The sequence below is a fragment of the Enterococcus sp. LJL51 genome, assembly GCF_054871795.1.
The window spans coordinates 99,275-112,779 of sequence record NZ_JBTXLW010000003.1 but is presented as its reverse complement, the minus strand read 5'-3'; the positions used below and the strand labels follow the sequence as shown (position 1 = coordinate 112,779).

Sequence of the window (13,505 nt, the reverse complement as noted above, 5' to 3'; positions counted from 1 at the left end):
AGGATGAGTATTTATTTTTGTCCAAACTCTTTTTAGCATCATTAAAAGAACATTTTTGACAAGCAATAGTTAGCAGAGCTTGTCGCTGGTGATGTTTGTTTAGATAAGTATAAGAGAGCTGTCGAAAGTTTTGTGCTGTGTCGTAGGGTATAATAAGCAACAGTAACAGCTGTTGCTGGAAGTGAGGAAGTTGAAATGTTGATACATGAAGTCGTTCGCAGTGAGAACCCGCTGCTGCCTTTAAAAATATGGAATCAGAGGCTGAGTGGTCCTGAGCTTTCTTCTCCTGTTCACTGGCACAGGAGTCTTGAAATACTACTCATCGCTTCGGGGCGAGTTGGCATAGAAATAGAAGGCAAGCAGCAAATACTACAAGAAAAAGAACTAATAGTCATTAATAGTGGGGATACCCATCAGATTTTTTCAGTTGCTGCTGAGGATAAAATGGAAGGTGTTACCTTGTTGATTCCATCAGATTTTGTCCAAAGCTGGTTTCCTTATTATGATCAAGGTCGCTTTAACCAACTGGCTGTACAGAGCAAACAGCATCTTTTCTATCCGATTGTTGAAGAAATCGGACGTCTTTACCAAAGTGAAGAAGCGTACTATGAAGGAGAAATTGGTTCACTGCTGCTGGATTTACTGGTTCAGCTTTACCGAAATACTTGGGCGGCAGCTACTGCAGCGGAAAGTCAGTTGGAGATTAAAGAGCGGCTTTCTCCCGTGTTGAGTTTAGTTGAAAAGAGCTATCAAAATCCATTAAGTTTGGAGCAGGCTGCCAAAGCCTCTGGTTATTCAGTTTCTTATTTTTCAAAAATTTTTACAGAAACAATGAAAATAAGTTTTTATCAATATTTGATAGAGTTTCGTTTAAATAAAACATTAAAGGAGCTGCACTACGCCAATAAAACAGTGACTGATATCGCAATAGAAAACGGCTTTTCCAGTATTCATTCCTACATTCAGGGCTTTAAGAAAAAATATCAGCTGACGCCAAAAGAATATCAAATGAAAATAAGAAATCAACATAAATAAAAGAGGAATCGAGGAGAAATAAAACCAGCATCAATGATAAACTAAAGCCAAATGAGAGGAGCGTTCAGCATGAGTAAAAAAATGGTTCGTAAAGATTTTTCCTTAACAAATGAAGAACTTCTTTTGCAAGAGACACTATTTCATACTGCAAATGGCTATATTGGTGTTCGTGGAAATTTTGAAGAGGGGTATCCAGAGAGTTTTGTTTCCAGCAGAGGCCAATACATCAATGGATTTTATGATATTGCTGATATGAAACAGGCGGAACAGCTATATGGTTTTCCTAATAAGAAGCAGGTGCTGCTAAACGTTGCAGATACTCAGAGCATTCACCTTTATCTGGATGAAGAGGAAGTGACAGTTTTTACCGATAGGATACACGGGTTAACCAGAGTTTTAGATATGGAGAATGGTTTAGCGCTGCGCAGCTTTGTCTGGAAAAGCAAACAGGGCAAAGAGGTTGAGATTAGCTACCGTAGAATGACTTCACTGGTATTATTGCCCTTGTTTACGATTGAGGTTGAAGTGAAATCTAGAGATTTTTCCGGGAAAGTCTCAATTGTCTCCGAGCATTTCGGGACTGCTGAAAACTTTGTGAATCCTGATGATCCCAGAATGGCTGCTGAAGCAGAGAAGTATCTAACCGTTAAGGAGTGCGTATATGACGAGGAAAAGCAGATGTCTTCTATTACCGCAGAAACAACCAACTCCAACTTACGTGTACAAACAGTGGTTTTTCATGAAGTATCCGACAGCTTGGAATTAGGGGCTATTGAAGAACACGAAGGAATAACGACTGTTTTTGACGGTGAAATAACTGAGGGAGAAACAATCAGTCTGAATAAGTATAGCCTATTTTTAGACTCACGCCGATATGATTTAAAAACAGATGCCAGCCTTCTGGCTAAAGAGGTGAAAAAACAGCCGCTGGAGGGCTGGTATCGGAAGCAAAAAGAATATTTAGCTGCTTTTTGGAATCAATCTTCCGTCTCTGTTGAGGGGGATCCGCTGTTGAATGACTCGTTGAATTACAGCTTATACAGTCTACTTCAATCTGCTGGCAAAGACGGTATTTCTAATATTGCGGCAAAAGGATTGAGTGGAGAAGGATACGAAGGACATTATTTTTGGGATACTGAAATCTATATGCTGCCATTCTTTACTTTGACTCATCCTGAGATTGCTAAGAAGCTAATCGAATTTCGCTACAATATATTGGAATCGGCTAAAGAAAATGCGGCTGTTCTTGGGCATAAGCAAGGTGCTTTGTTCCCCTGGAGGACAATCAGCGGTATGGAATGTTCCGGCTATTACCCTTCTGGTACTGCCCAATACCATATCAACAGCGACATTGCGTATTCTATTATTCAGTATTATCAGGCAACTGGAGATTTGGAGACACTACTCTCTTACGGTGGAGAAATCCTGATTGAAACAAGCCGCCTCTGGCTGGACGCAGGCAGCTACGAAAACGGCAGTTTTAAGCTGAACTGTATGACTGGTCCGGATGAATACACCTGTGTCGTTAATAATAATTACTATACAAATATATCTGTACAGTACCAACTGTCTTGGCTAGCGGATCACTATCCACTGCTGAAAGAAAAACAGGCGCCTTTTTTAGACCGTCTCGGTGTAACTGACGAAGAAATAGCAGACTATCGAAAAGCATCTGAAGCTATGTATTTGCCTTATTCTGAGGAATTGCAGATACAAGCGCAGGATGATAGCTTTTTGGCTAAACCAGTACTGCCGATTGAGGAGCTGCCTAAAGAGAAGTTCCCGCTGCTGCTTAACTACCATCCATTATTCTTATACCGTCATCAGGTTTGTAAGCAGGCTGATTTAGTTTTGGCTTATTTTCTACATGATCAAGCATTTAATAAAGAAGAGATGAAACGAGGATACGATTATTATGAGAAGCTGACGACTCATGATTCTTCTCTGTCCTCCTGTATCTTTAGTATTGTCGCAAATCAAATCGGCGACGTAGAGAAGGCTTATCACTATTTTGACGAGTCCTCTAAAATTGATATTACAAATTCTCATGGCAATACGCAGGACGGTATTCATGCTGCGAACATGGGAGGAACCTATTTAGGATTGGTTTTTGGTTTTGCCGGATTACGGATTCGAAAAGACCACTTAGCATTGAATCCAAGACTACCTAAAAAATGGCACGCACTACATTTCACGGTTAATTATCAGGGCAGTCCAATAAAGGTTGCTGCTGGAAAGCAGGAAATTATTCTAACAACAGAGGGAAATGAACCAAAGAGGATTGTGGTTTATGACCATGAGTATACCCTAACAGCCAGTCAGAGCTTAAAAATTCCCTACAGAAAAGAGGGCTAATTATGTTTTATGCCAAGCAAGAAATTTTAGAAGAGGGCTGGACTGCTGAATTAAGTCTCTACATTCAAGACAACTTTGCAGGGATAGATCCAAAACGAAAACGGCCGCTGATTCTAATTTGTCCCGGGGGCGGCTATGAAAATCTTTCCGACAGGGAAGGGGAGCCGGTGGCGTTAAGAATGCTTGCATTAGGCTTCCACGCGGCGGTTTTGAAGTATAGTGTCGCACCGGCAGAATACCCAACAGCTCTAAGACAGCTGGGTAAGGCACTACTTTGCATCAAAGACCTGGCAGCAGTTCATGGGATTGACCATCAGCGAATTTTCGTGATGGGTTTTTCAGCAGGTGGGCATCTGGCGGCTAGTTTGGGTGCATTTTGGCAGGATAAGCTGTTGTCGGATTTGACAAATGATTCAGAGCAACTTCGACCAGCAGGCTTGATATTATGTTATCCTGTCATTTCAGGCGGTAGTCATGTGCATGTCTCCAGCTTTAAGAAACTTTTAGGAGATCGGCTGGAAACCCTGCGAGATCAATTATCCATTGAACAACAAGTCACAGCAGCGTTTCCACCGACTTTTATCTGGCATACACTTGAAGATCAGGTAGTTCCTGTTCAAAACAGTTTATTGTTAGTTGAACAGTTGGTGAAGAAAAAAATTTTCTGTGAGTTCCATTTATATCCTAAGGGACCTCACGGCTTATCTTTGGGAACAGAAGAAACGAAATCACCAGAACGTGATATGATTTTACCTCGTATTCAATCATGGCCTGAGGATATGGCTAAATGGCTGGATGAAGTGAAATAAGGAATAAAAAAGCAATTAAGTAAACAGGTGAACATGCTGTTTACTTTTTTTGTGTTTTCTCTTGAAAAAAACAATAATTAGATTTATAGTTACGGTAAACAGTAAACAAAAATAGTTGATTACTTATAGTAGGAGGAAAAGAATATGGCAGGAATTAGAGATGTAGCAAGAAGGGCTGGCGTATCGCCCACAACCGTTTCACGCTTTTTGAATGAAGATGTAAAGCTGTCCATTACAAATGAAACGAAAAAAAGAATTGAAGAGGCAGTGAAGGAGCTGGATTATAAAAAGGGGCAAAGTACGCGTTCCAGAACAGCTTCAATTGCTATCATCACTACTGTATCGGAAGCTGAAGAGATTGATGATCCGTATTTCCGGTCAATTCGCCTAGGGATTTTTGAAGAGGCAAAGAAACAGAAGATAGCTGCTAACCGCTTCTTTCGTTTAGATAGCGGAGTCAAACTGGAAGAGCTGGAAGCCTTTGGCTGCCTGATTATTCTTGGGCATTTGGAAGAGTCTTTTCTAGAGGAAATTTATCAGCACAATAATGAGCTGCTGGTTGTTGACGACCCGTTTACTTCGGAAAAATACGATACGGTTTATTCTGATATTGAAGGAGCAGCTAGGCAGAATCTTGACCGCTTATATAAAAATGGTCATCGGCGGATTGCTTTTATCGGCGGGGTTCATACAAGCCATCGCCCTGAGGGAGTCACGGTGAAGGATGATGCAGATGTTCGGGCAGTTACTTATAAAAAATGGATGGCTGAACGTGGATTGGAAGCAAATATTGTTATGAAGCTAGGTGAATGGAATACACAAAATGGTATGAAACTGGCAGAAGAGCTGATTGAGGAGCAAAAAGGCGATTTGCCCACGGCAATAATGGTTGCCAGCGATCCGATGGCTGTAGGGGTTTATCGGGCGTTGCAGAAAGCGGAGGTCAAGATTCCGAAAGATATCTCGCTAGTTTCTTTTGACAATATTGAGGTAGCGGAATATTTGACGCCGCCGCTGTCTACTGTAGAGCTGCGGACAATGGAACTGGGAAAACAGGCAATTCGCTTTGCCAAAGAGAAAATAGATGGAGTGAGAAGCTATCCAATTCGCTGTGTCATTCCGGGTGAAATAATTATTCGGGAAAGTGAACAAAAGTATTGACAAGAATTTTAGTAAACAGTAATGTGTGCACATAGTTAGTGGAAACGCTTTTTCAAAATGATGAAAGGGGTAACAGAAATGAAACCGATGAAGAAATTAGTGTTACTGACAGCTGCATTAACATTAGGAGGGATTTTGACCGCCTGTGGAAGTAAAAAGGAGGGAGCTGCGGATAGCGGTAAACAGAAGGAAATTGAGTTCTTTTTCCAAAAGCAGGAAATGGTGCCGACGATGAAGGAAATCATTAAAGATTTCGAGAAAGAAAATCCTGATATTAAGGTCAATCTGACGAATGTTCCCGATGGGTTGACTGTTTTAAAAACACGGATGGCAAGTGATGATGTTCCAGATGTTGTTCACGCTTTTCCAGCCTTACCGGATTTTGTTGAATGGTCAAAAAACGATATGTTTGAGGATCTGACAGACAGCGACATCTTGAAAGATATCAAGGAAGGTGTACCTGAATCGTATGCTGTAGATGATAAGGTTTATTCGGTTCCTTTGACCAACAATGCTTACGGCTTTTTCTACAACAAGACAGCTTTTGAAAAATTAGGCTTGGAAGCACCTAAAACCTGGGCAGAGTTTGAAAAAACAGTTGCTGCTATTAAGAAAGACGGCCAAACACCTTTTTCTGCTGCGTTGACAACGGATGCGGCAGGCTTCTTAAATGGCTTCCATCAATTAGCCTGGGCAACACTAACCGGTGGACATGAACAAGCCAATGACTACCTACTTCGCAGTCCTAAGGATGCTATCAAGGTAGATGATTCAACCTTTGAACAAGTTGCTGATGAATTGGATATCATGCACGAAAATACTCAGAAAAATGCAAATGGCGCGACCTATGATGACGCAGTTGCAGCTTTCGCTACAGGAGAAGCTTTAATTTTCCCTAATGGTATCTGGGCATTGCCTGCTATTCAAAGTCAGGAGCCCGATTTTGAAGTTGGCATGTTCGCTTATCCGGGTAAAGAAGCTGGGGAAGAGCTGACAGCAGGAGCTGCTGATTTGGCTGTATCCATCAGTAAAACGACAAAAAATAAAGAAGCTGCTGAGAAATTTGTCAGCTATCTGGCCAGTGAAAAAGCAATGCAGAAGTATTATGATGTAGACGGTTCGCCAACATTTGTTACATCAGTAGATACTGCTGATAAGTTCCCTGAAATTGAAGAAGTTTCTAAACTAGTAGGAACAGATAAGCAAATTATCTGGCTGCATAATGAATGGGATTCAGAGGCGGATTTCTGGTATGCCACAGTTGACTATATTGTCAGCGGCGACCGTAGTCAGCTGGCCAAAAATTTGAACACATTCTTCAACAGCATGAAATAATAACTTTATTATAGAAAGAGGGTAACGATCAAATGAAAAAGAAGGGTGTCCTCAATCTTGGCTGGGCGTATTCATTCTTGATCATCCCTATCGTTTTGCAGCTGGTTTTCTTCTATTTTCCAATGCTGCAGGGGTTCTTTTATAGTTTGACGGACTGGACAGGTCTAACATCAAATTACAATTTTATCGGCGCAGACAACTTCAAGGAAATTTTGGCTGATGAAAAGCTGCGCTCTTCAATCTGGTTCACCGTATTGTTCACGGTGGGCCTGATTGTAGGAGAAATTGTCATCGGTATTTTTATTGCCAGATTGCTGAACAGCAAATTGAAGGGTTCTGGTTTTTTTAGAACTGTTTACTTTTTTCCGGCAGTATTGAGTACGGTTACATTAGGATTGATTTTTAAACAGATATTTAATTACGGGCTGCCCCAGATTGGTGAGGCCTTGAATATTCCGTTTCTGCAGGAAAATTTAATTGCAAATGAAAAAACAGCGGTTTTGGGCGTTTTGTTTGTCGCTTTGTGGCAGGGAATCGCTATTCCCGTGGTGATTTTCCTTTCTGGATTACAAAGTATTCCAAAAGATGTAATGGAAGCTGCTGAGATTGACGGTGCTTCAGCGGGACAGCGCTTCTGGAATGTAGAGGTTCCGTTTCTGCTGCCTTCAATCAGCATGGTCTTTATCCTGGCATTGAAGAACGGACTGACTGCTTTTGATCTTCTTTACTCTCTAACGGGTGGTGGTCCAGGTGGAAAAACAACCTCGGTTGGTTTGTTGGTCTACAATTATGCATTCAAGAGTAATAAGTTTGGTTATGCAAACGCGATTGCAGTTATTCTGTTTCTGGTTATTGGTCTGATATCAGTTCTGCAAATCCGTACGTCACGGAAATATGAAGTGTAGAGAGGGGAAAACATCATGAAAAAGCAGTCAGCTGTTTTTAAATATCTTGGCTTAATGATTGGACTGGTTCTGATTTTTATTCCGCTGTTTTACACATTTATCAGCGCCTTTAAAGAAACGAAGCAGATTACTAGAGATTTTCTAGGTATACCAGCACCTTTCATAGGTGAGAACTTTACCCGTCTACTGGATGATGGGATTGGTCAATATTTTCAAAATTCAGTTATTATCACCGTTTGTTCAATTTTTTTAATCACGATTTTTGTTCCAATGGCAGCTTATTCTATTGCTAGAAATATTTCGAGGAAGAAAGCATTTGGTATTATGTACAGCTTGCTGATTTTAGGGATTTTTGTTCCTTTTCAAGTAATCATGATTCCAATTACCAGCTTAATGAGCAAGCTGAATATGTCTAATATACCTGGGCTGATTCTTTTATACTTAGCCTACGCCATTCCGCAGACGTTGTTTTTATATGTCGGATTCATCAAAAATACGATTCCAGAAGAAATTGACGAAGCTGCTGAAATTGATGGCGCAGGGAAGCTGCGGATGTATTTTCAAATTATTTTTCCATTGATGAAGCCAATGCATGCAACAACATTAATCATTAACGCACTTTGGATTTGGAATGATTTCCTGTTGCCGCTTTTGATTTTGAATAAGGATTCATCTAATTGGTCGCTGCCGCTGTTCCAGTACAATTACTCTGGACAATACTTTAACGATTTTGGTCCTTCTTTTGCTTCCTATGTTGTAGGGATTTTGGTTATCTTGATTGTATATCTGATTTTCCAAAAGAACATCATCTCAGGTATGACAAATGGTTCTGTTAAATAAAATAAAGGAATAATGAATAAATGGGTCTCTTAGAAGAGTCTATATCATAAGCGAAAAATGAAGTACGATAGCCTCAAAAGATTTTGGTTTACTTATTATTTGTTTGGGTTAGAAAAGCTGCGGATGACTTGGCAGATGAAAGCGACTAAAGGCTTATTTTGAATCGCAGCTGATTGGTATGTGTTCCAATTAAATAGACTCATCTAGTCGATTAAAGAGAAAGAAGCAGATTTTAAAGGATTTAACTTGGAAGATGCTTTTCAGGGATGTCGCATTGCTTTTTTAATGAATGTTGCATCCCTTTTTTGTTAATATGCTTCCACTCTACTAAAAAGATTAACTATATATTTATTGAACAAAAAAGAACAGCAGAACCTACGTTTGTAGTAAAACTAGGATACTGTCTGCTTCAGTTTTTGGAAAGAAGGGTTCTGAAAAAAATGAAAATGATAACTTACGATGAAAAACAGCAGGTTTTCCATCTGTCAACAAATAAAATCAGCTACTTGATTCAAGTGGAGGACGGCGGTCTGCTGGCTCACCTCTATTTTGGGAAAGCAGTCCAGAGCTATCACGGACAATTTCGTTATCCTAGAGCAGACCGTTCTTTTTCTCCCAATCCACCATTGGCAAAGGATCGGTTATTTTCTTTTGATACTGTGCTGCAGGAATTACCCGGAAATCCTGGAGACTTTCGAGTGCCTGCGCTTGAGCTTCTACACGAATCCGGCAGCAGTGTGAGTGACTTTCGTTTTGAAGATTATGAAATCATTCAAGGGAAAAAATCCATTCCCGGACTGCCGGCTACATATGCTATGGAAAAAGAAGCAAGCACTCTGATTATTACATTAAAAGACCAGCTTTATGACATTTATCTGGATTTATTTTACACTGTTTTTGACAATCAAGCCGTTCTTGTGCGCTCCAGCCGACTGAGGAATGAGTCGGCAGAAACGCTTGCTATTCAAAAATTAGCTAGCCTGTCTTTGGATTTTGCCAGCAGTTCTTTTGAACTGGTTCATCTTAGCGGCTCATGGTCACGAGAACGAATGATTCAGCGGGAAGTGGTTGCTCCAGGTACAAAAGCTTTAAGTAGTAGAAGAGGATCAAGCAGCCATCACGAAAACCCTTTTGCAGCATTAGTAGCACCTGAGACGACGGAAGCAGCGGGAGAAGCCTATGGCTTTTCTCTTGTGTATAGCGGCAATCATGAGACGACTATTGAACGTGATCCTTATGAGCAAACAAGAGTCACAATGGGCATTAATTCTCAGCAGTTCTCTTGGAGTCTTGAAGCAGGCAATGATTTTTATACGCCAGAAGCAGTACTGGTATACTCTGATGAAGGATTAAACGGCATGTCTCAAAGCTTTCACTATCTATTTCAACACCATCTAATCCGGGGAAGATTTAAGTATGAACCGCGTCCTGTTCTGGCGAATAATTGGGAAGCAACCTTTTTTGATTTTAACGAAGAAAAGATTATGGAGATTGCGAAGGAAGCGAAAGAACTGGGGGCAGAGCTTTTTGTTTTGGATGACGGCTGGTTTGGAAAACGAGATGCAGATAATTCTTCCTTAGGTGACTGGTATGAATATGAAGGTAAGCTTTCAAGAGGTTTGGCTCAGTTGTCAAAAGAGATTCATGGACTCGGCTTGTCCTTTGGCTTGTGGTTTGAGCCGGAAATGATATCAGAACAAAGCGAACTTTATAAAAAACACCCAGACTGGGCATTTCATGTTCCAGGACGTGAAAAAACGATTGGGCGCGGTCAGTTTGTTCTTGATTTTTCCAGAGCGGATGTTCGGGAAACTGTTTATCAGCAAATGAAGGCTATTTTAGATCACGTTCAAGTGGATTACATTAAATGGGATATGAACCGTAATATGACGGATGTCTATTCGGTACTTCTAAAAAAAGAACAACAAGGTGAAACCGCTCATCGTTATATTTTAGGGTTGTACGAATTTCTTGAACGAATGACCACAGAATATCCTGACATTCTTTTTGAAAGCTGTTCAGGAGGGGGCGGCCGCTTTGATCCGGGGATGCTTTACTACATGCCTCAAGTTTGGGCGAGCGATAATACAGATGCTGTATCACGAATGGCAATTCAATATGGCACTAGCTTGGTTTATCCAGTTTCAACAATAGGCGCTCATGTTGCAGCAGTCCCTAATCATCAGACCGGTCGTACTACTAGCTTGGAAACAAGAGGGAATGTGGCGATGTCTGGACTTTTCGGCTATGAGCTGGACTTGACGCATCTTTCTGATGGAGAAAGGGAGGAGCTGAAGGAGCAAACAAACTTTTATAAAAGTCATCGGCAACTGATTCAATACGGCACATACTATCGTTTGAAGAGTCCGTTTGAAGGGAATGAAGTTTCCTGGCAGTTTGTTGCTCCTGATCAATCAGAAGCGCTGGTCTTTTACAGCAGAGTACTGGCAGAAGCCTCTGCTCCTTTCCATGTGTTGAAGCTAACAGGGTTGAATCCTGAGAAAAGCTATCGGATTAAGGACAAAGTTGTGGGCGGCGACGAACTAATGAATATTGGACTCTATATTGATACAGAAGCATGGGGAGACTACGCAAGTCAGTTAATATATATTGAGGCAGCAGATTAAGGGAGCTGCAAAAGCAATTTTCTGCAAAAGCTGCTGAAAATAAGAAAACCACTAGTCAAATACAAAAATTTTTGATATACTTCGGGAAGTAAGTACAAAAGTAAAGAGAGTACCCTATTTAAATCATCACAGCAATTTCGGGGCGATGGGAGCCGAAAATGAGCAGATAGCGGGAAGCGCACTTTACTACTGTCGTATAGCGACCGGTTAATCAACCGTTATCAGAGTGAAGCAGATTTGCTGGCTAGACAGCAAATAAGTAGAGTGGTACCGCGGGAATTTCTCGTCTCTAATCATCCGGTTGTCGGGTGGTTAGGGACGTTTTTTATTTTAATTTATAGGAGGCAGAATATGAATAACAAACAACTCGTTGCAGAAGCAATTTTTGCCGTTGTAAAAGATGACCTGACATTTGAACAAATTGTTCAGCTCTTAGAAAATCCTAAGTCAGCTGATCATGGGGATGTGGCCTTTCCAGCATTTTCACTAGCTAAAATCTTTAGAAAAGCTCCTCAGCAGATAGCCGCAGATTTGGCTGATCAAATTGATAAAACCTCATTTGAAAAAATTGAAGTAGTCGGACCGTATTTGAATTTCTTCATGGATAAAAAAATGGTCAGCGGGGCAGTCATCAAAGCTGTCGTTGAAGAAAAAGCACATTATGGCGACGCGTCCGTGGGGAACGATAGAAATGTAACCATCGATATGTCTTCACCAAACATCGCAAAACCAATTTCTATGGGGCATTTACGTTCTACAGTAATCGGTAATTCACTGGCGTATATTATGGCTAAGATTGGCTACCAGCCGATTAAAATCAATCACTTAGGCGATTGGGGCACACAGTTTGGTAAGTTGATTGTGGCATACAAAAAATGGGGTTCAGAAGAAGCTGTTAAAAAAGAGCCGATTAGCGAACTGCTGCGTCTATACGTACATTTCCATGAAGTGGCAGAAGAAGAGCCGGAGCTGGAAGATGAAGCAAGAGCCTGGTTCAAAAAGCTGGAGGAAGGCGATGAAGATGCCATCCAGCTGTGGCAATGGTTCAGAGATGAGTCTTTACAGGAATTCAATAAGATTTACGATATGCTTGGTGTAACCTTTGATTCATTCAATGGAGAAGCGTTCTTCAATGATAAAATGGATGAAGTTATTACTATGCTGGAAGAGAAGCACTTGCTAAAACAAAATCAGGGAGCAGATATTGTTGATTTAACAGCCTATAATTTGAATCCGGCGCTAATTCGGAAATCAGATGGAGCAACGCTGTACATTACCAGAGATTTGGCTGCAGCCTTGTATCGTAAACGGACTTATGATTTTGCCCAGTCTATTTATGCGGTTGGTAATGAACAGTCAAACCACTTTAAGCAGTTGAAAGCTGTACTCAAGGAGATGGGCTTTGATTGGTCAGATGATATGCACCATATTCCCTTTGGTTTGATTACACAAGGCGGGAAGAAGCTTTCTACTCGTAAAGGGAAGATTGTTTTATTAGAAGAAGTGCTGAACGAAGCGGTTCAATCGGCTGAACAGCAGATTATGGAGAAAAATCCTGATTTGAACAATCGTGAAGAGGTTGCAAAACAGGTTGGGATCGGCGCAGTTATTTTCCACGATTTGAAAAATGATCGTCTGAACAACTTCGATTTTGTTCTTGATGAAGTGGTTCGTTTCGAGGGAGAAACAGGTCCATATGTTCAGTATACACATGCTCGGGCGATGAGTATCTTAAGAAAAGCAGAATTTACACCGGATGAAAAAGCAACATATGTTTTGGATGATTCGGAAAGCTGGGAAATTATCAAGCTGCTGCAGAAATTCCCAGATACAGTTCTGTTGGCTGCTGAAAAATATGAGCCATCTGTTATTGCGAAGCATGCTATTCAACTAGCACAAGCTTTTAATAAATATTATGCTCATGTAAAAATTCTAGTTGAGGACGAACAGCGGGATGCTCGTCTGGCACTAGTTTACAGCATGGCTACGCTGTTAAAAGAGGATTTGCGTTTGCTAGGTTTGCATGCACCAGATGAAATGTAGAAGCTAAGTAGAAGTAAATAGCTAGAACCGGATAATTGTGCTGTAGCATAGTTGTCCGGTTTTTACTCTTGATAAACTATGATTGATTTAAAAGCTCTACATCAAAAAACGTATGATGCTAGGTTATTTATCATTCCCTACACAATCCTTTTTTCCAAAGAAGAGAGCTATAGGTTTAAGTAGAATTTCGGTATTCTATCTATGAGATGACTAGCTTTCTGATAAACTGTAACATTAAAAAAATTCAGTTTACGGTTAGTTGTTCTTTTATGCAGGAATTCTTAAAAGTATTGGCGATTTTTTCTTAAAGAGTTTTTACTAACACAAACTATCAATGGAAAGAATTGAAAAGGATGGAGTACATTTTTAGGCAAAGACTTTATATTTGAAGAAAG

Annotated in this window: 9 protein-coding genes; all 9 read left to right on the top strand. The window is 40.6% G+C overall.

The genetic code is table 11. The features are described 5' to 3' along the window. Window positions 1-195 precede the first annotated feature (195 nt). The 9 genes from ACYSNQ_RS04535 to argS all read left to right on the top strand — a co-directional run bounded on the left by ACYSNQ_RS04535 (window position 196) and on the right by argS (window position 13,110). Window positions 196-1,035, top strand: a complete 840-nt coding sequence (locus ACYSNQ_RS04535) for an AraC family transcriptional regulator (RefSeq protein ID WP_426081634.1) — start codon at window positions 196-198, stop codon at window positions 1,033-1,035. 69 nt (window positions 1,036-1,104) lie between these two features. Beyond that, entirely contained in the window at window positions 1,105-3,390 is a 2,286-nt protein-coding gene (locus tag ACYSNQ_RS04530) for a glycoside hydrolase family 65 protein (RefSeq protein ID WP_426081633.1), read from the top strand. 2 nt (window positions 3,391-3,392) lie between these two features. After that, window positions 3,393-4,199, top strand: a complete 807-nt coding sequence (locus tag ACYSNQ_RS04525; protein WP_426081632.1) for an alpha/beta hydrolase — start codon at window positions 3,393-3,395, stop codon at window positions 4,197-4,199. Window positions 4,200-4,343: 144 nt separating this feature from the next. After that, window positions 4,344-5,360, top strand: coding sequence for a LacI family DNA-binding transcriptional regulator (locus ACYSNQ_RS04520; RefSeq protein ID WP_426081631.1), 1,017 nt, complete (start codon window positions 4,344-4,346; stop codon window positions 5,358-5,360). A 78-nt stretch (window positions 5,361-5,438) separates the two neighbouring features. Next, complete coding sequence (locus ACYSNQ_RS04515) at window positions 5,439-6,695, top strand: extracellular solute-binding protein (protein WP_426081630.1); 1,257 nt, start codon at window positions 5,439-5,441, stop codon at window positions 6,693-6,695. 32 nt (window positions 6,696-6,727) lie between these two features. Beyond that, complete coding sequence (locus ACYSNQ_RS04510; protein WP_426081629.1) at window positions 6,728-7,600, top strand: carbohydrate ABC transporter permease; 873 nt, start codon at window positions 6,728-6,730, stop codon at window positions 7,598-7,600. Window positions 7,601-7,615: 15 nt separating this feature from the next. Then, on the top strand, window positions 7,616-8,440 hold the full coding sequence (locus ACYSNQ_RS04505; protein WP_426081628.1) for a carbohydrate ABC transporter permease: 825 nt from the start codon (window positions 7,616-7,618) through the stop codon (window positions 8,438-8,440). Between the two features lie 446 nt (window positions 8,441-8,886). Beyond that, window positions 8,887-11,067: an alpha-galactosidase gene (locus ACYSNQ_RS04500; RefSeq protein ID WP_426081805.1), complete on the top strand. Its 2,181-nt coding sequence runs from the start codon at window positions 8,887-8,889 to the stop codon at window positions 11,065-11,067. Between the two features lie 351 nt (window positions 11,068-11,418). After that, window positions 11,419-13,110 carry an arginine--tRNA ligase gene (argS, locus tag ACYSNQ_RS04495; RefSeq protein WP_426081627.1) on the top strand — a complete coding sequence of 564 codons (1,692 nt, stop codon included), beginning with the start codon at window positions 11,419-11,421 and terminating at the stop codon, window positions 13,108-13,110. Window positions 13,111-13,505: the final 395 nt, after the last annotated feature.

Bases quoted from the DNA above. Each gene is read 5' to 3' on its own strand.
- ACYSNQ_RS04525 (WP_426081632.1), top strand. From the start codon at position 3,393: ATGTTTTATGCCAAGCAAGAAATTTTAGAAGAGGGCTGGACTGCTGAA.
- ACYSNQ_RS04520 (WP_426081631.1), top strand. From the start codon at position 4,344: ATGGCAGGAATTAGAGATGTAGCAAGAAGGGCTGGCGTATCGCCCACA.
- ACYSNQ_RS04535 (WP_426081634.1), top strand. From the start codon at position 196: ATGTTGATACATGAAGTCGTTCGCAGTGAGAACCCGCTGCTGCCTTTA.
- ACYSNQ_RS04515 (WP_426081630.1), top strand. From the start codon at position 5,439: ATGAAACCGATGAAGAAATTAGTGTTACTGACAGCTGCATTAACATTA.
- ACYSNQ_RS04505 (WP_426081628.1), top strand. From the start codon at position 7,616: ATGAAAAAGCAGTCAGCTGTTTTTAAATATCTTGGCTTAATGATTGGA.
- ACYSNQ_RS04510 (WP_426081629.1), top strand. From the start codon at position 6,728: ATGAAAAAGAAGGGTGTCCTCAATCTTGGCTGGGCGTATTCATTCTTG.
- ACYSNQ_RS04500 (WP_426081805.1), top strand. From the start codon at position 8,887: ATGATAACTTACGATGAAAAACAGCAGGTTTTCCATCTGTCAACAAAT.
- argS (WP_426081627.1), top strand. From the start codon at position 11,419: ATGAATAACAAACAACTCGTTGCAGAAGCAATTTTTGCCGTTGTAAAA.
- ACYSNQ_RS04530 (WP_426081633.1), top strand. From the start codon at position 1,105: ATGAGTAAAAAAATGGTTCGTAAAGATTTTTCCTTAACAAATGAAGAA.